Below are 23,735 nucleotides of genomic sequence, written 5' to 3'. Positions count from 1 at the left end.
CACGTCTTCGGCGATGATGGAAGTACCGACGCAAGGAGAACGACGATGGAAACCGCGATCGTCTGGTTGCTGGCAAGCATCCTGTACTGGTTCAGCAACTTCTGACCCACTGACACCGACCACGAAAGAGCCCCGAACCAGGCCCTTTGCCCTGCTATGACACGAGGCAGGTACACCTTTCGCGGTACCTGCCTCGTGCGTTGCGCGGATCACATCGAGCCGTCGGAATAGTTCACCGCCGACCGCGGTTGAACACGGGAGTCGACGTCCGAACAGCCCCGGGCCTCACCCCTTTTGTCGCTACGAGCGACCACCCGCCGAGAGGCGCTTGTGGGGCGTCGGCCCCAGCGAACGCCGCCAGGTCACCCTCATCGACCTGGCGGCGTTTGTCTTATCCGGGTCGCGGGCTATCCGCGCATGCTCGAGGATGGGCCTATGACTTCGGATGGGCAGTTGCGGCGGGGGCTGGGGCTGGGGGATTCGGTCGTGGTGGGGTTGGGGGCGATGGTGGGGGCCGGGGTTTTCGCGGCGTTGGGGCCCGCTGCGGGGGTGGGTGGGTCTTGGTTGCTGGTGGCTTTGGGGGTGGCCGCGGTGCTCGCCTATTGCAACGCGATGTCTTCGGCGCGGTTGGCCGCGCTGTACCCGGTGTCCGGCGGGACATATGTCTATGGACGGGAGCGGTTGGGGGCGTTTTGGGGGTATTTGGCGGGGTGGGGGTTCGTGGTGGGGAAGACGGCGTCGTGTGCGGCGATGGCGTTGACGGTGGGCAGTTACGCGTGGCCGGAGCAGGCGCATGCGGTGGCGGTAGGTGCCGTGGTGCTGGTGACGGGGATCAACTATGTGGGGGTGCAGAAGTCGGCGTTGGCTTCGCGGGTGATCGTGGCGGCGGTGCTGGCGGCGCTGGCGGTTGTCGTTGTGGTGGGTGTGGGTGGGACTCATTCGGGGGCAACGGTTCTCGACAAAGAGATCGGGCCGTATGGGGTGTTGCAGGCGGCGGGGTTGTTGTTCTTCGCGTTCGCGGGGTACGCGCGGATCGCCACGCTAGGCGAGGAGGTGCGTGCGCCGGAGCGGACTATTCCGCGGGCGATCATGCTCGCGCTGGCGGTGGCCTTGGCGGTGTACGCGCTGGTGGCGGTGGCCGCGTTGCTGACGTTGGGCTCGGGAGGGCTGGCGGCGGCGCGCGATCCGCTCGCGCAGGTCGTCGCGGCGGCGGGGGCCGACTGGTTGGCGCCCGTGGTGCGGATCGGTGCGGTGCTGGCGGCGGCGGGTTCGCTGATGGCGTTGATCCTGGGGGTTTCGCGGACCTCGCTCGCGATGGCGCGTGATGGCCATCTGCCCAAAGGTTTGGCCGAGATCCATCCGAAATACGCTGTCCCGCACCGGGCCGAGCTCGCGGTGGGTGTGGTGGTCGCGGTGCTCGCGGCGACGGTCGATCTGCGGGCGGCGATCGGTTTCTCGTCGTTCGCGGTGCTCGCGTATTACCTCATCGCCAATCTGTCGGCGGCTACACTGACCGCCGCCGAGGGCAGGCCGCAGCGCTGGGTTCCGGTGCTCGGCGCGGTGGGGTGTGTGGTGGTCGGGTTCGCGTTGCCGATCGGGTCGGTGCTGGCCGGGCTCGGGGTGCTCGCGGTCGGTGCTGGGGTGTACGGGATTCGCGGTATTGCGCGGAGATGAACATGTCCGCGATCAGTGGATTCGGCGGCCACGCTATACGGGTTACGGTGCGTGTCGGGGGCTACTCTCGCCCGCATGCGGCACATCACGGGCGTTTTCGCAGGAACGATCGCTGCGGTGCTGGCCTCGGCGAGCTTGTTCGCCGTACCGGCCCACGCTGCGCCGAGTACGACCTGCGAGGTGACCTCCGGTCGCGACTTAGAACGAGCCGAACCCGAACAGGTCGGGCTCGATTCGGCGAAACTCGAAGCGGCACTGCAGTTCGCCGCCACCCGCAACCGGCTCAACGTCCAGATCTTCCGGCACAACTGCCTCGTCGGTGAAGGACTGCGCAACGACGAGACCGGCAATACGCCGTGGAACATCTGGAGCGTCACCAAATCGGTGGTGTCGATCCTGGCCGGAATCGCTTCCGATGAAGGAAAACTCGATATCGACGCGCCCATCGACCGCTACCTACCGCCCGGTCTCGGCGACGCGGCACACCGCTCGATCACCGTCGAGAACCTGCTCACGGAAACCTCGGGGATGAAAGTTGGTGTGCTGTCGGAGGGCATCACCGCGGTGATCCCGATCGACCCGCACTCGGCGGTGCAGGCACTGTCGGTGGAGTTGACCAACCCGCCCGGCACCACGTTCAGCTACAGCCAGCGCAATGTCGACCTGCTGTCGTATGTGATCGAGCTGGCCGTCGGCGAACCGCTACAGCAGTTCGCGCAGCGGGAATTGTTCGACCCGCTCGGCATCCCGCGCACCGACTACTACTGGGCGAGTGACCGATCCGGCCACACCTACGGCTACGCCCACCTCATGCTGCCGCCCAACGACCTGGCCAAGATCGGGCTGCTCGTCTCCAATGACGGCCGCTGGGGCGCCGACCGGGTGATCTCGGCGGATTATCTGCGCGAAGCCCGCACACCGTCGAAGGCGAACAGCTGCTACGGCTACCTGTTCTGGCTGGGCGCCAACTGCGGCGAATCCCCCGAATTCCTGCCCGCCGACTCGTACTTCATGTCCGGGCTCGGCCTGCAGAACATCTTCTTCCTGCCGAGCCTCGACATGACGGTGATGTGGACCGGCCCCTTCGGCAACCAGACCGCCCACGGCCCGAGCGGCGTCCTCGCGCACGCGGAAGAACTGCCCCACGAATTCTTCCGCCGCCTGTTCGCCGCCATCACCGACACCCGAGTGCCGATCGCCGAACCCTACGTAGAACCCCCACTCCAATTCGACGCGGGCAAGCTCATCGACGCCAACATCCTGCTGGCCGTCTTCGGCATCGGCCCCGGCGCCTACCCCGGCTGCACCGTCTTCGACTGCCTCAACCAACCCCTGGCTCCCCCCTTCGCCAGCATCCCACCCGGCTGCGCCATCCTCGCCTGCATCGGCAACGACCCACGCACCCCCGGCATCCGCTGAGCTGGTTTCTCCCACAATCGAGATAACCCCGCCGCCCACCACACCCCAAGACCGCCATCACCGCAGCACCAGTCGCACCCGCTGCACCCCAAGACCGCCATCACCGCACCCCTCCCACACCATCAGCCACCCCGTGCACCCCAAATCCGCCATGACCGCACTACCAACCCCCACCCGCGACCCCTGGGGAGCGGCGGCCACGAAGTGGCCGGTCCGCGGCCGGGTCGCCGATCAGGGCTCGAAAGCGCTACGCCGAAGGCGTTAGTCTCGAGCCCTGATCGGCGGCCCCTCAGGGCCGCGGACACGCGCGCGCCAGCGCGCCAATAAACACAGCGTCAAACCTGCCTGGGACTACTCGAACCCCAAGCTCTGCCACACAACCCACCCCGGGACTACCAAACCCCGGGGCTCCGCCCCCATCCGGGACTACCGAACAATCAGCGGTTGGCGAGCAGAACTTCCGCGATCTGAATCGTGTTCAAAGCGGCACCTTTTCGCAGGTTGTCACCCGAGATGAACAGTGCGAGACCACGACCGCTAGGCACACCCGGATCCTGGCGAATCCGTCCCACAAGAGACTCGTCCTGGCCCGCGGCGGCCAGCGGAGTCGGCACGTCGACCAGCCGCACACCCGCCGCCTTGCCCAGCAGTTCCTTGGCCTGCAGCACCGAAAGCGGTTCGGCGAATTCGGCATTGATCGACAGCGAGTGCCCCGTGAAGACCGGAACCCGCACGCAGGTGCCGCTCACCAGCAGATCGGGCAGCCCGAGGATCTTGCGACTCTCGTTGCGCAGCTTCTGATCCTCGTCGGTCTCGAAGGAACCGTCGTCGACCAGGGCACCGGCCAGCGGGATCACGTTGAAGGCGATCGGCGCGACGTAGTTGTTCGGCGCGGGGAACTCAGCGGCCGAACCGTCGTGCACCAGCTTCTCCGCATCGGCGGATACCGCGCGGATCTGCGAGGCGAGCTCCTCCACGCCGGCCAGCCCGCTACCCGAAACAGCCTGGTAGCTCGAGACGATCAGGCGCTGCAAACCGGCCACGTCGTGCAGCGGCTTGAGCACCGGCATCGCGGCCATGGTGGTGCAGTTCGGGTTCGCGATGATGCCCTTGGGCAGGTTGCGGGTGGCCTCGGGGTTGACCTCCGACACCACCAGCGGCACATCGGGATCCTTGCGCCAGGCCGAGGAATTGTCGATCACGGTGACGCCCGCCGCGGCGAAACGCGGGGCCTGCACGCGCGACATGGTGGCACCGGCCGAGAACAGCGCGATGTCAAGACCCGAGGGATCAGCGGTCTCGGTGTCTTCGACAACGATCTCGCCACCGCGCCACGGCAGCGTCTTGCCCGCCGAGCGAGCGGATGCGAAGAACCGCACCTCGTCAGCCGGGAAGTTGCGCTCTTCGAGCAGCTTGCGCATGACGGCGCCGACCTGACCGGTCGCACCGACAACACCTACACGTACACCCATTGCTTAACGCCCCGTTCCGCCGTGGACGACAGCGGCTTCGTCGCCGCCGAGATCGAATGCCTTGTGCAACACCTGGACAGCTTCATCAAGTTCGGTATCGCGCACCAGCACCGAGATCCTGATCTCCGAGGTGGAGATCAGATCGATGTTCACCCCCGCGTTGGCCAGCGCCTCACAGAAGGTGGCGGTGACGCCGGGGTGCGACTTCATCCCGGCACCGACCAGAGAAACCTTGCCGATGTGATCGTCGGAGAGGATCTCGGCGAAACCGATCTCGTCCTGGCGCGCGGTAAGCATCTGCACCGCGCGGACCAGGTCGGTCTTGGGGCAGGTGAAGGTGATGTCGGTCTTGCCCGTGTCGACCTTGGAGATGTTCTGCAGCACCATGTCGATATTGATCTCGGCGTCGGCCACCGCGCGGAACACCTTGGCGGCGTAGCCCGGCTCGTCCGGTAGGGCGACGACGGTCACCTTGGCTTCGCTGCGGTCGTGCGCGACGCCGGTCAGGATTGCCTGCTCCACGGGAATGTCCTCCATCGATCCGAAAACAGTGGTGCCGATCTTGTCGGTGTAGGACGACCGAACATGAACGGGAACGTTGTAGCGGCGCGCGTACTCCACGCAGCGCAGCATGAGCACCTTCGAGCCGCAGGCCGCCATCTCGAGCATCTCCTCGTAGGAGATCTTGTCGAGCTTCTGGGCGTCGGGCACGATGCGCGGGTCGGCGGAGAAGATACCGTCGACGTCGGTGTAGATCTCGCAGACATCGGCTTTCAACGCCGCGGCCAGCGCGACGGCGGTGGTGTCGGAACCGCCGCGGCCCAGTGTGGTGACGTCTTTGCTGTCCTGGCTCACGCCCTGGAAGCCCGCCACCAGCACGATCTGCCCCTCGGCGAGGGCCTCTTGCAGGCGGCCCGGGGTCACGTCGATGATCTTGGCGTTGCCGTGCGCGCCGGTGGTGATCACGCCGGCCTGCGAGCCGGTGAACGAGCGGGCCTCGGCGCCGAGAGTGTGAATAGCCATGGCCACCAAGGCATTAGAGATGCGCTCACCCGAGGTGAGCAGCATGTCCATCTCGCGCGCGGGCGGCGCCGGGGCCACCTGCTCCGCGAGATCGAGCAACTCATCGGTCGTGTCACCCATGGCCGAGCACACGACTACCACGTCGTGCCCCTGCTTCTTGGTCTCCACGATCCGTTCAGCGACGCGCCGGATCCGCTCGGCGGTGGCCACCGAGGATCCTCCGTACTTCTGAACTACGAGAGCCACAGCAGGTCCTTCACGATCGAGTGTCAGGTTGGTATCAGCGACCAAGAGTACCGGGCTCGGGCCACCGGTTTTGCTGCTACCTACCCTGCCTGTGGAAAACGACACAGGCTTGTCACCTGTGGATAACCATGGGATTCACGCTCGATCGAACCAGGTGACCTGCGCGCCGTTGTCGAATTCCTTGCGCTGTACCGCGGTGAAGGATGTCGGTTTGAAGACGCCGGTGAAGGCCGCGATGCCGTCGCCCGCGACGACCGGGTAGCTCTTCACGATCAGTTGGTCGATCTCATCGACCAACTGGCCCGCCAGGTTGCCGCCGCCGCACAGATAGATGTCGAGACCGTCGTGCTGCTTGAGTTCCCGGACGAGTTCGACCGGGTCGCCGGTGACGACCTCGACGTTCGGATCGTCGACCGGACCGAGCGAGGACGAGAAGACGTACTGCTTCATATGGGCGAACGGGCTCGCGATGCCGGCGTCGTATGCCGGGGCGTAGGTGCCGCGCCCCATGAGGATGGTGTCCCAGTTCTTGTTCGGCGTATCGACGTCCATGCCGATGCTCGCGCGCAGGTGGGTCGGGATGGCTTCGGGGAATTCGGCACCGAGCGCCGCCGCGTAGGTGTCGGTGACCGGGTAGAACTCCGCCTCCCCGCCGGGGCCGGCGATGTAGCCGTCGATCGAGACGCCGATGTAGTAGACAAGCTTTCGCATGGTTACCGCCTCAGGTGTTGTACTCTGATTGAAGTGGTTTCAACGTAGTACTACGGATGGAGTGGTGTCAAGTGCGAACTAATCCCGAACGTCGGCAAGCCCTGCTCGACGCGGCAATCGACGTCCTCGCCGACGAAGGCGCCCGCGGCCTCACCTTCCGTGCCGTGGACAAGCAGGCCGCCGTGCCCGCGGGCACGGCGTCGAACTACTTCGCCAATCGCGACGAGCTGCTCACCCAGGCAGGCGTGCGCTTCTACGAGGTGGTGCAGCCGAGCGAGGAAACGATGGCCCTGGTCAGCGACGGGCCGAAGAACATCGAGAACATCACGGCACTGATGAAGGAGGTGGTCGGACGCATCGAATCGCATCGCAAGGCCTATCTCGCGCTGCTCGAACTCCGCCTCGAGGCCACCCGCCGCCCCGAACTGCGCGAAGTGCTCACCGAACGGGTCCGCGCCGACATCGATTTCAACGTGCGCAACCATCTGGCATCCGGCCTGCCCGGCGACGCGGAGTCGGTACTACTGCTCTATCTGGCGCTCAACTGGCTCATTGTCGAACATCTCACATTGCCCGGAATCTTCACCGAGAATCAGAGCATGGCGTTGATCGAAACAGCCGTAGAGCGTGTGATATGCAGCTGACCCCGGTCATATGTCCAGACCATAGACGTGTTGACGATCACTAGTACGACTGTGCACAATCGGGCGCGAAAGCTGCGGGGGTTCGGAGGATAGACACAGATGCGCTCGAAGATCGACATCCGATTCACCGTTGACGCCGAGATCGACCAAGTGATGGACGCACTACTGGCCGTTGACCTGATGTCGGAGTGGTCGACCTCGCTCAGCGATGTCCGGGTCGGGCCACGGGATGCCGACGGCAGGCCACGCCGGGTCTTCGCCACCGCCCACTTCATGGGCAACTCCGACGCCCAGGTGCTCGAGTACACCTGGGAGCAGTACCGGTCGTCGTGGCGGGTCGTCGACAGCAGTCGCGGTTCCAAGGGCGGCGGCTGGATCGAGCTGCTGGACACTCCAGAGGGCACCGAGGTCGACTACCACGTGGAGCTCTCGCTCCCCTTGCCCATTCCGGGCATCCTGTTCAACCGCACGCTGCGCAAGCTGCACGAGGAGACGGTCGCGAACTTCATCGAATTCGCCGAGCGGTACCCCGAGGTCGGGGGCTACGCGGCCGGCTAGTTGCGCCGTCGGCGAAACCATCGCGTCGTCGATTTTCTGTCCGCGCGAATCGCGGCCGGGGGTGCGACGATTGGCGCATGATCGGAAATCGGCGGGCCCGGTACCAGCCCGTTACCGAAGAGAACTCGGTGACCCAGCTCGAGCTGTTCTTCGACCTGGTGATCGTCTTCGCGTTCACGATGGTCACCGCGCTGGCCGCCAACGAGACGACCGCCGCGAACATGCTGCGGGCGACACTGGTCCTGGCCCTGATGTGGTGGCTGTGGATCGCGTACTCGTGGCTGGGCAATGTGGTGCGGGCCGACGAGGGCATCACGCGGGTCGCGATGTTCGTCGCGATGGGCGGCGCGTTCCTGGCCGCGCTCACCATTCCCGAGGCCTTCGCCGATCTCTCCGGTGGCTGGTTCGGTCCGCTGGTCTTCGCGGTGGCCTACCTGATCGTGCGACTGGTGCACGTCACGGTGTTCTGGACGATCAGCGCCGGGGATGCGCAGCTGCGCAAGCAGTTGCTGCGCTGGGCGCTCGGCTCGATCACCGTCGGCACCACGCTGCTGGTCGTCGCCGCGATGACGACCGGTCTCACCCAGATCCTGCTGTGGCTCGCCGCGATCGTCGGGGACATGCTGTGGACCTGGGCGGCGGGCACCGACTGGCGGCTCAACTCGGCCAAGCACTATTCCGAACGCTACGGGCTCATCATCATCGTGGCGCTGGGCGAATCCATCGTCTCGATCGGCATCGGGGTGGCCGGGTTGCCCATCTCCTGGCCGATCGCACTCGGTTCCATGCTCGGCTTGGCCATCTCGGGCCTGCTGTGGTGGTTGTACTTCGATGTCGCGGCGATCTCGATCGAGCACGCCTTCGCCCATGCCAAGGACGCTCGGCAGATCAAGATCGCCCAGAACACCTACATGTACGGGCATTTTCCGATGATCGTCGGCATCATCGGCCTCTCGCTCGGATTGAAGAAGGTGCTGTACTACGTCGGCGACTCGTCGCATCACACGCTCACCGACCCGCTGTACGGCATCCCGCTCGGCGCGCTCTACGGCGGTCCGGCGCTGTTCCTGCTCGGCATCACGTTCGCGAAATACTATGCGACCAAGTCACTGTCGGCCGAACGCGTGGTGGTCGCCGTATTGCTGTTCGCGCTCATCCCGTTCGCCGCGCACCTGCCCGCGCTCGCCTCGCTCACCCTGCTGTGCGCGCTGCTGGCCGCGCTGGTGGTCTTCGAGACGCTGCGATTCGCCCAGCCGCGCGACCAGATCAGACACGCTTGATCTGACTGAGGTGGTGGCGCACGCCGTGCTCGGCGGGCGTCGCCCCACGGTGCGACGGCGGAACCCGCACCCCGGCGCGCACGGCGTCGTTGATCTGGTCGAGGTTCTCCCGCAGCATGTCGGCGACGAGTTCGTCGGTGCGTGGGTCGTCGAGCAGCTGGCGCAGCATGCGGTAGACCGTGTCGGCGACGAGCCGGATGATGTCGTCGTGGAACGGGACGTAGCGCAGTTTGCCGGTCTGCGGGTCGTTCTTGATCAGGTCCATGATCAGCTGGTCGACCTCGGCGTGGTTCTCCTCGAGCGCGGCGGCGATGTTCTGGGTGTAATGGCCCGCGCGCAGGACCTTGGAGACCTCGTCGAGGATCGCGATCGTCATCGGGCGCTTGATGACGTCGACGATCGTGCCGACGAACCGGTTGACGATCGTCGCGGTGACCCGCTCCCCCAGCGCCCGATCGGCCACCCGGCCGAGCCGGATCACGATCACCACGATGCGCAGCAGCCGGAACCCGCGGAACAGCGGGCTGGTCACCGGGATCATGCCGAGGATCTCGTACCAGTAGATGAACGGGTACGACCACGGCCAGCCCGCCCGCCGCCAGCGCCAGAGGAACTCGACTAGGAAGATCGCGCAGATCGATGTGTCGACGATGACGATCGCGTGATAGGTCGGCTCGCTGACGTCGAAGAAGGTGATCCACACGACCAGCACCACCGAGATGATCGCGAGGATCAGCATGAAGATATCGGTACGCAGCGTTGGCGTTTTCGAGCGTACGTCCGGCAGGGCCTCGACCCGTTCGATCCCCGGTGAAGCCAACTGGTCGCTCCTGTATTTCTGGCGGCTGAATCCGCGAGTTCGGGCATGGCAGGCAACCCCGGCTACCTCATCGAGGCGGTGCGGGGTCGCCTAGTGCTTTTCCCACGCTAATTGGTAGACCGGCGCGGCGAGGGGAGTTGCCGACGCCGGTCGGTGGCGTGTTCAGCCGCGCAGCACTGCCTCGATATTGCGTTCGGCCAGTGCGGTGATGGTCAGGGACGGGTTGACTGTCGCGGTGCTGCCGGGGATCGCGGCACCGTCCATCACATAGAGGCCGGGGTGTCCGTGGACGCGCCCGAAGGCGTCGGTGGCCTTGCCGAGGACCGCGCCGCCGAGCGGATGCGCGGTGAACTGGGCGTTGGCGTCGTAGCCGAGCGCGCTGTATTCGGCGACCGCGCCCGCGCGTTCGGCGATCCGGTGGTCGACCGCGCGGGCCGCTGCGGCGACCGCGTGCTGGGTGCCCGTCGACCAGTTCAGGCCGACGCCGCCCGTCGCGGCGTGATAGCCGAAGCGGGCGCGACTCGGGTCGAGAACCATGCCGAGCGAGGCCAGCGCGCCGGTCTCGAACGGGATACCGGGGATGTACCAGTTCTCCAGGGTGAGCGGCACGCTGGATTCGTCGTAGATCCGGCTGGCGCTCGGCACACCTTGGCCGTGGCCCGCGATAGCGCTCGCGCCGCGGGCCAGCACCACGTCACCGTTGGTGCCGAAACCGTCGCCGATGTGCTCGTTCAGGTTGGGTAGTGTGCCGGTGGCCTGGGCGCGGACCAGCAGCTCCGAGGTGCCGACAGAGCCCGCGCCGAGGAAGAGCTTGTCGCAGGTCAGGTTGCGGGTGCTCAGTACCTGGCCGCTCGGGGTCAGCTTCGACACGGCGACCACGAACTTGCCGCTCGCCTCCTGGGCGATGGCGTCGACGCGGTGGCCGGGGAAGATCTGGGACTTGCCGGTCTCGCGGGCGTAGCGCAGGTAGTTCTGATTGAGATCGAACTTGGCGCCGTTGGAATTGCCGAGGTTCGAGCGGGCCGAGGTGGCCGAGGCACGGGAGGTTCCCGCGAGCTCGCTGCGCAGCACATCCCAGGTGAAGATCGAATCGTTGGGCAGCGGCTGGTAACCGGCCGCGCGCACCTGGTCGTCCCAGGCGCGCGAGTGCGCGAACGGCGAGGAGTTGTAGATGTCGGCGGGCATCGTGTCGAGCCGCAGCATCTGGCGCACCCGCGGGTAGTACACGCTTTCCAGCTCGCCGTAGTCGACCACACCACCGAAGACCTGGTCGAAGAGCCTGCGTTGCGGCGCCACCATCGCCCCGGTGAAGATCACCGATCCGCCACCGACCGCGGCGGCCCGCCACACATCGATCCCGGAATACTCGGTCACATCCAGCACCCCGCCGAACGCGCTGAAACTCATCGGCACCTTGGTGACGCCGGTGAAGCTGGTGCGATGCCAGAATCCGCGGCCATCGGGCAGATCGTCGCCGGTGAAGATCTCCCGCCACGGGTCGTTGGGCCAGTGCGAACCGCGCTCGAGCACGGTATTGGCGATGCCGGCCTCGGCCAGGCGCAGCGCCGTCACCGCGGCACCGAAGCCGGAGCCGATGACGATGGCGGGCGAGTGCGCGGGCGCGTCCGGAATCGGGGCGAAGATCTCCGGCACCCAGGACCGGAACATCGCCTCGCGCGGATCCGCCGAAGCGGGCGCGCCGGTCAGCGTCGTTCCCGCGGCACCGGCAACAGCCGCCAGTCCCGCCGCCTTGAAAAAGGCACGTCTGTGCACCAGGCCACCTCCCTCATCACGCATGGCCGACGCGAAGAATACCCCGCAACTACCGGATATCGCCCGGTAGTACCCACATTTGTCGAATGTCACCACACACACTCAGCCCCGCACGACCCGACCTCGAGGCGGGTCCGCCGCGAAGCGGCGGTTCGCGGCGGGTCGCCGATCAGCGCTCGAAAGCGCTGAGCCGAAGGCTCTAGTCTCGAGTGCTGATCGGCGACCCAACAGGGCCGTGAACTCGAGCGCGCCAGCGCTCCAAAAACACAGCGTCAAACCATCTGGGACTACCGAACGTGGATCAGCTGGTCAACAACCGCACCACCGCGATCGTGCCGACCACCACGATCACCCCTCTGAGCACATTCGGCGGCAACTTCCGCCCGACCTTCGCGCCGAGCTGCCCGCCGATGATCGAGCCGACCGCGATCAACGCGACCACCTGCCAGTCCACCTCGGCGATCGCGATGAAGATCACCGCCGACACCCCGTTGACGATCAGGGCGAGGACGTTCTTCACGCCGTTGAGCCGCTGGATGTCCTCGTGCACGAACACCCCGAGCAGACCGATCAGCAGCACGCCCTGGGCAGCCCCGAAGTAGCCGCCGTAGATGCCGGTGGCGAACACCGCGATCAGCAGAATCGGGCCACCGTGCTCCGGCGCCGCCGACTCACCGCCCTCCCGGCGCTTCTTCACCCACGCGGCCAGCCGCGGCTGCACGATAACGAGGATCAGCGCCACGATGATCAGGACCGGGACGATCGCCTTGAACGCCTCCGCCGGCATCGTCAACAGCAGAATCGCGCCCGTGATGCCGCCGAGCAGCGACGCGATGCCCAGTTGCAGCAGTCGCGACCGCTGCCCTCGTAGTTCGCGCCGATATCCGATAGCCCCGCTCACCGAGCCGGGAACGAGCCCGATCGTGTTCGACACATTCGCCGTCACCGGCGGCAACCCGAAAGCGAGCAGCGTGGGAAAGGTGATCAGCGTGCCCGATCCGACGATCGTATTGATGCCACCCGCCGCGATACCCGCGGCGAAGATGGCCACCTGTTGTAACCAAGTCATTCGAATTCCTTTGGTACGTCTCGTCGGACGCGCGGGTCCGTACAAGCGTGCGTTATGGGGGAAACCGTACTGGTCAACTGGTGAGCAAAATCAACTAGGTGGATTCTCCAGGCCGCTTACGAGCGAGGGTGGGCACGCGGTAAGCTCGAAGGATCATGCTGCAGCGGGCTCTTCTTCTCGGCCGCCGCGACGGGTCCTGATACGGACCGGCTCCCGTCGCGGGGTTCCAACGCGCCGGTCGACCCGCTCCCATTCAGGGAATCCTTCACACCCACGGAGAAACTTGCATGTCCTCGGCTGACGCATTCGTATCCGCTTCGCGCACCATTACGGCCCCCGGCAAACCCGCACCGGCCGACCAGCCCGCCTGGAACACCCAGAAGAACTCCTCGATGCCGTCGTTCCGGTATCGCCCCTTCGCCGAAGAGGTCGAGCCGATCACGGTTCCGGACCGCACCTGGCCCGACAAAATCATCGATCGCGCGCCCGCGTGGTGTGCCGTCGACCTGCGCGACGGCAACCAGGCCCTCATCGACCCGATGAGCCCGGCCCGCAAGCGCCGCATGTTCGACCTGCTGGTGCGGATGGGCTACAAGGAGATCGAGGTCGGGTTCCCGGCCGCGAGCCAGACCGATTTCGATTTCGTCCGCGAGATCATCGAAGACGGCGCTGTCCCCGCCGACGTCACCATCCAGGTCCTCACCCAGTGCCGCCCCGAGCTGATCGAGCGCACCTTCGAGGCCTGCGCCGGCGCACCGAACGTGATCGTGCACTTCTACAACTCCACCTCGATCCTGCAGCGCCGCGTGGTCTTCCGCGCCGAGCGCGACGCGGTGAAGAAGATCGCCACCGATGCCGCGAAGCTGTGCCTGGAGATCGAGCAGCGCTACCCCGACACCGAGTGGCGCTACGAGTACAGCCCGGAGTCCTACACCGGCACCGAGCTGGACTACGCCCGTGAGGTGTGCGACGCGGTCTCCGAGATCATCGCGCCGACTCCCGAGAAGCCGCTGATCCTCAACCTGCCCGCGACCGTCGAGATGGCCACGCCGAACGTGTACGCCGACTCGATCGAGTGGATGCACCGCAATCTGGCCCGCCGCGATTCGATCGTGCTGTCGCTGCACCCGCACAACGACCGTGGCACCGCCGTCGCGGCCGCCGAGCTGGGCTACCAGGCCGGCGCCGACCGCATCGAGGGCTGCCTGTTCGGCAACGGCGAGCGCACCGGCAACGTCTGCCTGGTAACGCTGGGCATGAACATGTTCTCGCGCGGCATCGACCCGCAGATCAACTTCTCCGATATCGACGAGGTCCGTCGCACGGTGGAGTACTGCAACCAGCTGGCCGTCGCGGAACGTCACCCCTACGGCGGCGATCTGGTCTACACCGCGTTCTCCGGCAGCCACCAGGACGCCATCAACAAGGGCCTGGACGCGATGAAGGCCACCGCCGACGCGCAGGACGCCGACGTGTCCGACATCGTCTGGGAGGTTCCGTACCTGCCGATCGACCCGAAGGATGTCGGCCGCACCTACGAGGCCGTGATCCGGGTGAACTCGCAGTCCGGCAAGGGCGGCGTTGCCTACATCATGAAGACCGATCACGGGCTGGTGCTGCCGCGTCGCCTGCAGATCGAGTTCTCGCAGGCCATCCAGGCGATCACCGACGGCGAGGGCGGCGAGGTGACGCCCAAGGAGATGTGGGACGTCTTCGCCACCGAGTACCTGAACCCGATCATGCCGCTCGAGCGGATCAAGCAGAAGGTCACCGCCGCCGAGACCGACGGTGGCGTCGACTCGATCGTGGCGACCGTGAAGGTCGAGGGCGCCGAGCAGGAGATCAGCGGTTCCGGCAACGGCCCGCTGGCCGCGTTCGTCGACGCGATCGCGACCGTCGGCTTCGATGTGCGGGTGCTCGATTACAGCGAGCACGCCATGTCCGCCGGCGACGACGCGCAGGCCGCCGCCTACGTCGAGGTCGCGATCGGCGAGAAGGTCGTGTGGGGTGTCGGCATCGCCACCTCGATCACCACCGCTTCCCTGCGCGCGGTCGTCTCGGCCGTGAACCGCGCCGCGCAGTAGACCCACACCAAGGTTGGCCGGGTCCGCACACCAGCGAACCCGGCCACACCGCACCCCGAATCTCCCCTGACCGCACTCCCAACCCCATGGCACACCCCAAATCCGCCATGACCGCACTCCCAACCCCCACCCGCGACCCCTGGGGAGCGGCGGCCACGAAGTGGCCGGTCCGCGGCCGGGTCGCCGATCAGGGCTCGAAAGCGCTACGCCGAAGGCGTTAGTCTCGAGCCCTGATCGGCGGCCCCTTGGGGCCGCGGACACGCGCGCGCCAGCGCGCCAATAAACACAGCGTCAAACCTCCTGGGACTACCCCACAACAAATCCCGCCCCCCGCGAACTCGAGCGGACCCGAAGTCCCGAGCCACATCTCGTAAACCCACCTGAGACCACCAAACCCCCGTCCGCTCCACACCCGCGAACCCAAGCGCGACACCACCCGACCAGGCACCCCGTGTTAGCGTTTTAGGGCATATTCAGCGCCGAGCTTTCCTGCTCGTTCAGCGAGCAAGTGGGGGAACTGTGACCAACAACGACCATAATCCGACCTCGCCGCCGTGGCTGCAGAGTCCGTCGGCTGACGTGTCCGAAGCTGCGTCCGGTCCCTCCGGTGTGCAGACCGCGACCGAGGACGACATCGAGCCCGCCGACACCGCCGCCGAACCGACCGGTGAAGTCGGCGATCCGTCGACCGGTGAGCATCCCGTCGCCGAGCCCGGCCATGCCGGAGTCGCCGACCAGACCGTGTACCAGCCCGCCGGTTTCGCGCCGCCGGGTCAGTTCGCGCAGGGCGCTCCGTACTCGGTGCCCGATCCGTATCAGCACAATGGCGCGCCGCCGATGAACGGCCCAGAGCAGCAGCCGTGGCCGGGTCAGCCGGGCGAGCAACAGCCCTACCCCGGCCCGCACGCGACAGGCGAGCAGCCGCAACCGGGCATGCCTCCGCAGTACCCCGGCGCCGAACAGCAGCCGCAGTACCCCGGCGCCGAGGGGCAGCCTTACCCCGGTCCCGAACAGCAGCAGCAGTTCCCGTCCCAGGAGCAGGGGCCGCAGTCCGAGCCCATCTACAGCTGGGCGCCTCCGCCGCCGCCGATGTACCAGCCGCCGATGCAGGGCGGGATGCCCCCGGGTCAGCAGCCTGAGCAGCCGGGACAGTTCCCCGGACAACCGGGACAGTTCCCTGAACAGCCAGGACAGTTCCCCGGGCAACAGGGGCAGTTCCCCGGTCAGCTCGGCCAGCCGGGTCCGGCGGGTCCGCCGCCCGGCCAGCAGTGGCAAGGCGGTCCGCCCCCGCAGCAGCAGCCCTTCCAGCCGCAGCACATGCAGCAGCCCGGTCAGCCCGGCCATTCGGTCAACGATCTGAACCTGCTCAAGCGCGCGCGTAAGTCGCCGCGCAGCGGGTGGCGCAAGGCCGTGCACAAGGTGTCCGGCGGTGCGATCAACCCCGGTGAGTCGGCGGCCGATGTCGTCTACCGCGATCTCGGCGAGCGGGTCAACCAGCCCGTGCGCGGCGATTACCGGATCGCGATCCTCTCGCTCAAGGGCGGCGTCGGCAAGACCACCACCACGGTCGGACTCGGCTCCACCTTCGCTTCCCAGCGCGGTGACCGCGTCATCGCCATCGACGCCAACCCCGACCTGGGCACGCTCGCCCACCGGGTGCCGCGCCAGACCCGCTCGACGGTGCGCAACCTGCTCGAAGACCAGCAGATCACCCGCTACTCGGATGTTCGCGCGCACACCTCGCAGGCCCCGAGCCGGCTGGAAGTGCTTGCCTCCGAACAGGATCCGGCCGTGTCGGAGGCCTTCAGCGAGGCCGACTACCGCAAGGCCATCGGCATCCTGCAGTCGTTCTACAACATCATCCTCACCGACTGCGGCACCGGTCTGATGCACTCGGCGATGTCGGGCGTGCTGGATATGGCGAGCTCGCTGGTGCTGGTCACCTCCCCCGCCATCGACGGTGCGCGCAGCGCCTCGGCGACGCTGGACTGGCTCGACCACCACGGCTACAGCAAGCTGGTCGAACGCACCGTCGTCGTCGTGAACGCCTCGCGGCGTGGCGCGTCCACGGTCGACCTGGACCAGCTGCGCAAGCTGTTCCTCGACCGCACCCGCGCCGTGCAGATCGTCCCGTTCGACGATCACCTGGCCGAGGGCGCCGAGATCGACCTCGAACTGGTCAGCAAGCCGACCAGGCGGGCCCTGCTCGAACTGGCCGCGATGGTCGCCGACGACTTCAGCTACCACGGTTCACAGCAGCAGCAGCAGTCGTATCAGCCGGGCCAGCCCTACCCGGGTCAGCAGTACCAGCCCGGCCAATTCTGACCGAATTCTGTTGTCACAGAACATCGCCGGCGGGTAGGCGGCCGTCGCGGCCTACCCGGCGGCGATGGTATCGGTCCGTCACCGCGCGATGACTTCGCGCGCTGCGGCCTCGAACGCGTCGAGCACCGTGGCGATGGCCGGGCTGCGGTGCGCCTGCGGGCGGGTGATGATCTCGTAGACCCTGGCCGCACGGACCCCGGCCAGCGGTAGCACCGACACGTCGGGGTGGGCGACGGCATAGCGAGGCATCAGCGCGACGCCGTAGCCGGACGCAACGAGCGTTTCGATCACCCGGAACTCGTTGAGCCGCTGCGCGATCCGCGGTCGCACCCCGGTGACGGTGGCGATGGACTCGAGCACATCGTCGATCGGGAACCCACCGCGCACGCTCACCCAGGTCTCCTCGGCGAGTTCTTCCGGACGCACCGACGAACGCCCCGCCAGCGGATGATCCGGCGCGACAACGACATCGATCGGCTCACGCATCAGCACCCGCGCCGACAGCCGCGGCCCGGACAGCGACGGCGCGCGTTCGTCGCGGTGGGTGAGCACGATGTCGTAGTCGGCCAGCAGTTTCGATGCTTCACTCGGCGGCAGGTCCTCGTCACCCGCCACCAGCTCTACCCCGCTGGTGGCCAACGTGGCCAGCACGGGCGGCAGCAGCAGCGCGGCCCCGGACGGGAACGACGCCACCCGCACCTGTCCGCGCGGCGAGCCCCGGTAGTGGGCCATCTCGGCGGTTGCCCGCTCCATCGCGGCGAGCACGTCGTCGGCCCGCAGCACCAGCGCCTGCCCGGCGTCGGTGAGCCGCACCCGGCGCCCGTCCGGTTCGAGCAGCGCGACCCCGGCCTCCCTGGCCAGCACCTTCAGTTGCTGCGAGACCGCCGAGGGCGTCATCGACAGCACCTCGGCGACGGCGGCGACCGTGCCACGGTCGGCCAGCTCGCGCAGAATCCGCAACCGCTCGATCGAGAACATGAAGTAAAACTACGTTATTCATCCATATTTATTCGATTGTGCTGATCTTTAGCCGCCCGCACGATAAGGGCGTGACCTCCCGTGACCGCCTGCTCGGACTGACCGTCGTTGTGCTCTGGGGCCTGAACTTCCTGGCCATCCGGATCGGCCTCGACCACTTCCCGCCCTTCTTCTTCGTCGCACTGCGCTTCGCCGTCATCGCGATCCCCGTGCTGATCTTCATCCCGCGCCCGGCTGTGCGCACCCGCTGGCTGCTGCTCTACGGCACCGGCTTCGGCATCCTGCAGTTCGCGTTCCTGTTCACGGCGATGCGCACCGGCATGCCGACCGGTCTCGCCTCACTGGTGCTGCAGTCGTCGGCGCCGTTCACTGTGGTGCTGGGCGCGGTGCTGCTGCGCGAGCGTTTGCGGCCTGTTCAAGTCGCCGGTCTCGCGGTCGCCGTGCTCGGCATGGTCATCATCGGTGCCGACCGCATGGCGACCGCCACCCTGCTCCCGGTGCTGCTGACCCTCGCAGGCGGCCTCGGCTGGGCGTTCGGCAATATCGGCGCCCGGCAGGCCGGTGCCGACTCCCCCGGCTACAACCCACTGCACCTGACCTTATGGATGTCGGTGGTTCCGGTATTGCCGATGCTGGCGCTGTCGATGGCCGTCGAGGGGCCTGGAACAGGTTTGCGCGCGATCGGCACCGCGTTCTCCGCCGATGGCCTGCCGGCGCTGGTCGCGCTGGCCTACATCGCCATCCTCTCGACGGTCTGCGGATCCAGCCTGTGGACCTACCTGATGAGCCGCTATCCCGCGGGGACGGTGGCACCGTTGTCGCTGCTCGTGCCGGTCGTCGGCATCGCCGCGGCCTGGGCGGTCTTCGACGAGGAGCCGTCGGTGGCCGCGCTGATCGGCGGCGCGGTCGTGATCGCGGGCGCCTTCGCGGCGACCACCGGCCGTGGCATCGCGAAACCACCAGCGCCCGCCCCCATCCCCGAATTGGCCCGCGCATGAACCCGAATTCAACCCACGATCGCTCGAGCTCTGGCTAGCATGTGATCGGTCGCCCGATGCGTTTTCCGTGCGACCGGTCGGTTTCGAGCTCGCGAACGACGCACAGGTCGATAAAGCTAGGTCTTCGCCGCGCTCTAGAGTGGTAGCAAATCGCAAGCAATACTCGAGCAAGGCAGCTGAACAGCGTATGGCGGAACAGCGGTGGCCCGTTTCGCGAAGGAACCTTCTTCGCGGCACGGTCGCAGCGGGGGTGATATCGGCGGGGGCCGTAGCGGGAGCGCCGGGATTCGCCGCGCCACCCGGCCGTCGGGTCGCGGTACTCGGCGGCGGTGTGGCCGGACTGACCGCCGCCCACGAGCTGGCCGAACGCGGGTTCGAGGTCACCGTGTACGAGGCGCGGGCGCTGGGTGGCAAGGCGCGCAGCGTGGGCGTGCCGGGCACCGGCCGCGACGGCAGGCCCGATCTGCCCGGTGAGCACGGGTTCCGCTTCTTCCCCGGCTTCTATCAGAACCTGCCCGACACGATGCGCCGAATTCCGTTCGCCGGCAATGCCGACGGCGTGTGGAACAACCTCATCGCGGTGCCGGAGGCGAGGTTCTCGCGCCGCGACGGCGACGACATCCTGCTCGCCCTGCCCGACAGCATCACCGCCGCACAGGTGACCCCGGATTCGATCAGGGAAACCCTGGCCGCCACGATCACCACGATCTCCAGGATGTCCCCCACCGAAGGCATGTACTTCGCCAACCGGCTGATGGTGTTCAACACCAGCTGCGATGCCCGCCGATTCGGTCAGTGGGAGCACACCTCCTGGTTCGACTTCGTGCGCGGGCACGAGCGTTCGCACGAGTTCCGCGCCATCGTGTCCAGGTCGCTGACATCGATCATGGTCGCCGCCAAGGAGAACCTGGCCAGTACCCGAACCATCGGCAGCATGGGTGAACAGTTCCTCGGCAACCCGCTCGGCCTCGGCAACGACGGCAGCCTGGACCGGGTGCTCAACAACACCACCAACACCGCCTGGATCGACCCGTGGGTGCGCCACCTGCGTGGCCTCGGCGTCCGGTTCGAACTCGGCGCACGGGTCAGCGAACTCGAGGTGCGCGACCGACGAATCCGCGCTGCGCGAATCACCGATTCCGCCGGGGCACGCACGGTCGACGCCGACTATTTCGTGGTGGCACTGCCGGTGGAGCAGGCGAGAAAACTGTGGTCGTCGCAAGTGCTCGCCGTAGCACCGGAACTCGCCGCGACGGATCGGCTCTTCGTCGATTGGATGAACGGAATACAGATCTATTTCCGTGCGCCACTGCGTATTTCACGCGGCCACACCGCCTATGTCGATTCGCCGTGGTCGCTCACCTCGATCAGCCAGAATCAGTTGTGGACCGACAAACTGCCGTCCTTCGGCGACGGTTCGGTGGCCGATTGCCTTTCGGTGGATATCTCCGACTGGAATTCGCCCGGAATGCTTTACGGCAAACCCGCCACCGAATGCACCCACGAGGAGATCTTCCGCGAAGTCTGGGAGCAGTTGAGCAGCCATCTCAACGATCGCGAACAACTGCTCCGCCCCGCCGACGTGCATTCCTGGTTTCTCGATCCGGGAATCACCTGGCAGGGCAGTCGCAATGCGAATGCCGACCCGTTGCTCATCAATACCGCGGGTTCGTGGGACGCCCGCCCCGAGCCGCACGGCTCGATCGACAACATGTTCCTCGCCGGTGATTACGTCCGCACCGATATCGACCTGGCGACCATGGAGGGTGCCAACGAGTCGGCCCGCGCCGCGGTGAACGCGCTGCTCGACGTGGCGGGCTCCTCGGCGCCGCGCTGCCGCGGTTTCCGCCTGCGCCGCACCCCCGAACTCGAGCCCCTGCGCGCCCTCGACACCGACCGCTACGCCCGCGGCCTGCCCAATTTGTTCGACGACCACACCTGACCCGCGACCACCGAACCGCACGTCACACCCGTCCCGCACGGGGCGCGTGACCGTGCGAAACCCTCCCGCACGCGGCGCGTAACACCGCGCACATAGACTCGCGGCGTGGCAGACATCTCGGTGCGTGGGCGCTTGGCCTTGCGAGCAGCGGCGGCAGCGTCGTGGGCTTCGCAGAAGGCGGGTCGCGGCAAGGGTTCGATGATCGGCGGCCTGATCGCGTTGAAGATCGATCCGTCGATCATGACGCAGCTCGGGCGCGGTCGGCGCACAGTGCTGATCACCGGCACGAACGGCAAGTCGACCACCACGCGGATGACAACCGCCGCGCTCGGCACGCTCGGCGATGTCGCCACCCAGGCCGACGGCGCCAATATGGACGCGGGCATCGTGGCCGCGCTGAGCCTGCACCAAGGGGTGGCGCTGGCCGCGATCGAGGTCGACGAGCTGCACCTGCCGCACGTGAGCGACGCGCTCGACCCCGCCGCGGTGGTGCTGCTCAATCTCAGCCGCGACCAGCTCGACCGGGTCGGCGAGATCAACATGATCGAACGCAAGCTGCGCGCCGGGCTCCTGCGTCATCCCGACACGGTCGTGATCGCCAACTGTGACGACGTGCTGGTGGCCTCCATCGCCTACGACCATCCGAAGGTGGTGTGGGTGTCGGCCGGCAGCGGCTGGGCCGTCGACGCGACGAGTTGTCCGCGCAGCGGTGAGCCGATCGTCTGGGAAGGCGAGAACTGGCGCTCGACCGGCGCCGATTTCCACCGCCCGCAACCGGTGTGGTGGCTCGACGGCGAAGACCTCTGCGGCCCTGATGGTTTCCGCGCTCCGCTGCACCTGGCCCTGCCCGGTCGCGCGAACCGCGGCAATGCCGCGCAGGCTGTGGCCGCCGCGGTCGCGATGGGCGCCGAACCGGCGAAGGCGACCGATGCCACCGGCACCGTGCGCGAGATCGCGGGCCGCTACCGCACCGTCACCGTCGGCGAGCACGATGCCCGGCTGCTGCTGGCCAAGAATCCCGCGGGCTGGCAGGAAGCGCTGTCGATGATCGAGCCGTCCTCGGCCGGTCTGGTGATCGCGGTGAACGGTCAGGTGCCCGACGGCGAGGATCTGTCCTGGCTGTGGGATGTGCGGTTCGAGCACTTCGAAGGCGTGCAGGTGGTCGCCTCCGGCGAGCGCGCCACCGACCTCGCCGTGCGCCTGACCTACGCCGGCGTCGACCACACTCTCGTCCCGGATCCCTTGCGCGCCATCGCGTCCTGCCCTGCCGGACACGTCGAGGTGCTGGCCAATTACACCGCGTTCCGCGATCTCAACCGTGACCTGGAGGCCCGCAAGTGAGCGAGTCAACCATTCGTATCGGCCTCGTCCTGCCCGACGTGATGGGCACCTACGGCGACGGCGGCAACGCCTTGGTGCTGCGGCAACGTCTGCGCATGCGCGGCTACGACGCCGAGATCATCGACATCACCCTCGCCGATCCCGTCCCGGACTCCTTCGACATCTACACCCTCGGCGGCGCTGAGGATTCCGCGCAGCGCTTGGCCACCCGCCATCTCCAGAAGTACCCCGGCCTCCAGCAGGCCGCCGCCAAGGGCGCACCCGTCCTGGCCATCTGCGCCGCCATCCAGGTGCTCGGCAACTGGTACGAGACTTCGGCGGGCGAAAAGGTCGACGGCGTAAGCCTTTTCGACGTCACCACTTCTCCCCAAAAGGTTCGCGCCATCGGCGAAGTAACCACCACACCCCTGGTCCCCGGACTCAAAGCACCCCTCACCGGTTTCGAAAACCACCGGGGCGGAACGACTCTGGGCCCCGATGCCACCCCGCTCGCCCGCGTCACCCGCGGTGTCGGCAACGGCGTCGGCGACGGCACCGAGGGCGTCGTCCAGGGCTCGGTCTTCGGCACCTACCTGCACGGCCCGGCCCTGGCCCGCAACCCCGAACTGGCCGATCTCCTCATCGCCAAGGCCCTCGGCATCCCCGCCACCGACCTGGCCCCCCTCGACCTCCCCGAGGTCGACCGACTCCGCAAGGAACGCCTGCGCGCCTGAAGTCAGCAGCGCAGCGAATCAACTTCGTACTGGAGGCAATACGGATCCCGGGTGATGAGCGTCAGCTCCTCACACCGAGCCTGAGCGACCAGTATCCGGTCGAACGGGTCGCGATGGATCAATGGCAGACGTGCGGCCTCGATCGAATGTCGCGCGTCGATGGCCAACGGCAGGAAACCACTGCCGACCACCCGCTCGGGTAGGTCGGCAGGACCAGCCAGCTTTCCCGATGCCTGCTTCATCGCGATTTCCCAGACCGATGCCGCGCTGACATACACGTCGGGATCGTGATCGAGCCGCTCCCGTAGCCCGGCATCGAGCGTCGGGTCGTCGGTGAGCCACCACAGGATCACATGGGTATCCAGCAGGACACTCATGCGTCGAAGTCGCGCGCGAGATCGGCGTTGGTCTCCGGCGAATCCCAATCAGACGACAGCTCCACGCGGCCACGCAGCGAACCACGACCGGTGCGATTGACCCGACGGCTCAACGGAACCACCTTGGCGACCGGAGTTCCGGCACGACTGATCACGATTTCCTCCCCCTGCTCCACCCGCTCGATGATGCGCGACAGGTTCGTCTTCGCGTCGTGAATATTGAACTGTTCCGCCGCGTTCCCTGCCATAACGCCTCCTTAGCTAAGAGGTTAGTCCGATGCGGGGAAA

20 protein-coding genes are annotated in these 23,735 nt (G+C 66.9%); 11 read left to right on the top strand and 9 right to left on the bottom strand.

Annotated features, from left to right (window positions below; translation table 11 throughout):
* Positions 1 to 435: 435 nt before the first annotated feature.
* Together ACFWO8_RS23685 and ACFWO8_RS23680 are read left to right on the top strand one after the other, a co-directional pair.
* Positions 436 to 1,674 (top strand): APC family permease, encoded by a 1,239-nt coding sequence (locus ACFWO8_RS23685; RefSeq protein ID WP_378961621.1) that lies wholly within the window; start codon positions 436 to 438, stop codon positions 1,672 to 1,674.
* 75 nt (positions 1,675 to 1,749) lie between these two features.
* Positions 1,750 to 3,093, top strand: coding sequence for a serine hydrolase domain-containing protein (locus ACFWO8_RS23680; RefSeq protein WP_378961610.1), 1,344 nt, complete (start codon positions 1,750 to 1,752; stop codon positions 3,091 to 3,093).
* Between the two features lie 437 nt (positions 3,094 to 3,530).
* Here ACFWO8_RS23680 and ACFWO8_RS23675 read toward each other — a convergent pair whose 3' ends face one another.
* The 3 genes from ACFWO8_RS23675 to ACFWO8_RS23665 form a co-directional block, all read right to left on the bottom strand.
* Complete coding sequence (locus ACFWO8_RS23675) at positions 3,531 to 4,565, bottom strand: aspartate-semialdehyde dehydrogenase (protein WP_378961600.1); 1,035 nt, start codon at positions 4,563 to 4,565, stop codon at positions 3,531 to 3,533.
* A gap of 3 nt (positions 4,566 to 4,568) precedes the next feature.
* Positions 4,569 to 5,834: an aspartate kinase gene (locus ACFWO8_RS23670; RefSeq protein WP_378961573.1), complete on the bottom strand. Its 1,266-nt coding sequence runs from the start codon at positions 5,832 to 5,834 to the stop codon at positions 4,569 to 4,571.
* Between the two features lie 135 nt (positions 5,835 to 5,969).
* Positions 5,970 to 6,545, bottom strand: a complete 576-nt coding sequence (locus ACFWO8_RS23665) for a dihydrofolate reductase family protein (protein WP_378961564.1) — start codon at positions 6,543 to 6,545, stop codon at positions 5,970 to 5,972.
* A gap of 71 nt (positions 6,546 to 6,616) precedes the next feature.
* Between ACFWO8_RS23665 and ACFWO8_RS23660 the strand changes: the two genes are divergently transcribed.
* From ACFWO8_RS23660 to ACFWO8_RS23650, 3 genes are all read left to right on the top strand, one after another.
* Positions 6,617 to 7,189 carry a TetR/AcrR family transcriptional regulator gene (locus ACFWO8_RS23660; RefSeq protein ID WP_378961554.1) on the top strand — a complete coding sequence of 191 codons (573 nt, stop codon included), beginning with the start codon at positions 6,617 to 6,619 and terminating at the stop codon, positions 7,187 to 7,189.
* Between the two features lie 99 nt (positions 7,190 to 7,288).
* The gene (locus ACFWO8_RS23655; protein ID WP_378961542.1) at positions 7,289 to 7,747 is read left to right on the top strand and encodes an SRPBCC family protein; all 459 of its coding nucleotides are present in this window, start codon (positions 7,289 to 7,291) and stop codon (positions 7,745 to 7,747) included.
* Positions 7,748 to 7,824: 77 nt separating this feature from the next.
* Positions 7,825 to 9,027, top strand: coding sequence for a low temperature requirement protein A (locus ACFWO8_RS23650; protein ID WP_378961532.1), 1,203 nt, complete (start codon positions 7,825 to 7,827; stop codon positions 9,025 to 9,027).
* Here the strand turns inward: ACFWO8_RS23650 and ACFWO8_RS23645 are convergent.
* The 3 genes from ACFWO8_RS23645 to ACFWO8_RS23635 form a co-directional block, all read right to left on the bottom strand.
* Positions 9,014 to 9,847 (bottom strand): ion transporter, encoded by an 834-nt coding sequence (locus tag ACFWO8_RS23645; protein WP_378961521.1) that lies wholly within the window; start codon positions 9,845 to 9,847, stop codon positions 9,014 to 9,016. The genes ACFWO8_RS23650 and ACFWO8_RS23645 overlap by 14 nt on opposite strands.
* A 162-nt stretch (positions 9,848 to 10,009) precedes the next feature.
* Positions 10,010 to 11,620 (bottom strand): GMC oxidoreductase, encoded by a 1,611-nt coding sequence (locus ACFWO8_RS23640; protein ID WP_378961515.1) that lies wholly within the window; start codon positions 11,618 to 11,620, stop codon positions 10,010 to 10,012.
* A gap of 301 nt (positions 11,621 to 11,921) precedes the next feature.
* On the bottom strand, positions 11,922 to 12,689 hold the full coding sequence (locus ACFWO8_RS23635) for a sulfite exporter TauE/SafE family protein (protein ID WP_378961509.1): 768 nt from the start codon (positions 12,687 to 12,689) through the stop codon (positions 11,922 to 11,924).
* A gap of 287 nt (positions 12,690 to 12,976) precedes the next feature.
* Here ACFWO8_RS23635 and leuA point away from each other — a divergent pair, with 287 nt between their 5' ends.
* Both leuA and ACFWO8_RS23625 read left to right on the top strand, forming a co-directional pair.
* The gene (gene leuA / locus ACFWO8_RS23630; protein ID WP_378961504.1) at positions 12,977 to 14,773 is read left to right on the top strand and encodes a 2-isopropylmalate synthase; all 1,797 of its coding nucleotides are present in this window, start codon (positions 12,977 to 12,979) and stop codon (positions 14,771 to 14,773) included.
* 837 nt (positions 14,774 to 15,610) lie between these two features.
* Complete coding sequence (locus ACFWO8_RS23625; RefSeq protein ID WP_378962738.1) at positions 15,611 to 17,098, top strand: AAA family ATPase; 1,488 nt, start codon at positions 15,611 to 15,613, stop codon at positions 17,096 to 17,098.
* Positions 17,099 to 17,176: 78 nt separating this feature from the next.
* Here ACFWO8_RS23625 and ACFWO8_RS23620 read toward each other — a convergent pair whose 3' ends face one another.
* Entirely contained in the window at positions 17,177 to 18,076 is a 900-nt protein-coding gene (locus tag ACFWO8_RS23620) for a LysR family transcriptional regulator (protein ID WP_378961497.1), read from the bottom strand.
* Between the two features lie 71 nt (positions 18,077 to 18,147).
* Between ACFWO8_RS23620 and ACFWO8_RS23615 the strand changes: the two genes are divergently transcribed.
* The 4 genes from ACFWO8_RS23615 (at position 18,148) to ACFWO8_RS23600 (ending at position 23,070) form a co-directional block, all read left to right on the top strand.
* Positions 18,148 to 19,074 (top strand): EamA family transporter, encoded by a 927-nt coding sequence (locus ACFWO8_RS23615; protein ID WP_378961482.1) that lies wholly within the window; start codon positions 18,148 to 18,150, stop codon positions 19,072 to 19,074.
* Between the two features lie 187 nt (positions 19,075 to 19,261).
* Entirely contained in the window at positions 19,262 to 21,016 is a 1,755-nt protein-coding gene (locus ACFWO8_RS23610; protein WP_378962733.1) for an FAD-dependent oxidoreductase, read from the top strand.
* A gap of 105 nt (positions 21,017 to 21,121) precedes the next feature.
* Entirely contained in the window at positions 21,122 to 22,357 is a 1,236-nt protein-coding gene (locus ACFWO8_RS23605; protein WP_378961475.1) for a MurT ligase domain-containing protein, read from the top strand.
* Positions 22,354 to 23,070 (top strand): type 1 glutamine amidotransferase, encoded by a 717-nt coding sequence (locus ACFWO8_RS23600; RefSeq protein ID WP_378961440.1) that lies wholly within the window; start codon positions 22,354 to 22,356, stop codon positions 23,068 to 23,070. Before ACFWO8_RS23605 ends, ACFWO8_RS23600 begins: the two co-directional genes overlap by 4 nt.
* Before the next feature lie 2 nt (positions 23,071 to 23,072).
* Here the strand turns inward: ACFWO8_RS23600 and ACFWO8_RS23595 are convergent, their stop codons facing one another.
* Positions 23,073 to 23,447 carry a type II toxin-antitoxin system VapC family toxin gene (locus tag ACFWO8_RS23595; protein WP_378961430.1) on the bottom strand — a complete coding sequence of 125 codons (375 nt, stop codon included), beginning with the start codon at positions 23,445 to 23,447 and terminating at the stop codon, positions 23,073 to 23,075.
* Positions 23,444 to 23,695, bottom strand: coding sequence for a type II toxin-antitoxin system Phd/YefM family antitoxin (locus ACFWO8_RS23590; RefSeq protein ID WP_378961423.1), 252 nt, complete (start codon positions 23,693 to 23,695; stop codon positions 23,444 to 23,446). Before ACFWO8_RS23590 ends, ACFWO8_RS23595 begins: the two co-directional genes overlap by 4 nt.
* Between the last annotated feature and the right edge of the window lie 40 nt (positions 23,696 to 23,735).

Origin of the sequence: Nocardia sp. NPDC058480 (assembly GCF_042720495.1) — a bacterium.
In the GTDB taxonomy this organism is placed as follows: domain Bacteria; phylum Actinomycetota; class Actinomycetes; order Mycobacteriales; family Mycobacteriaceae; genus Nocardia.
Note: the sequence above shows the minus strand (reverse complement) of the source record. Positions and strands in the feature narration are given on the sequence as shown.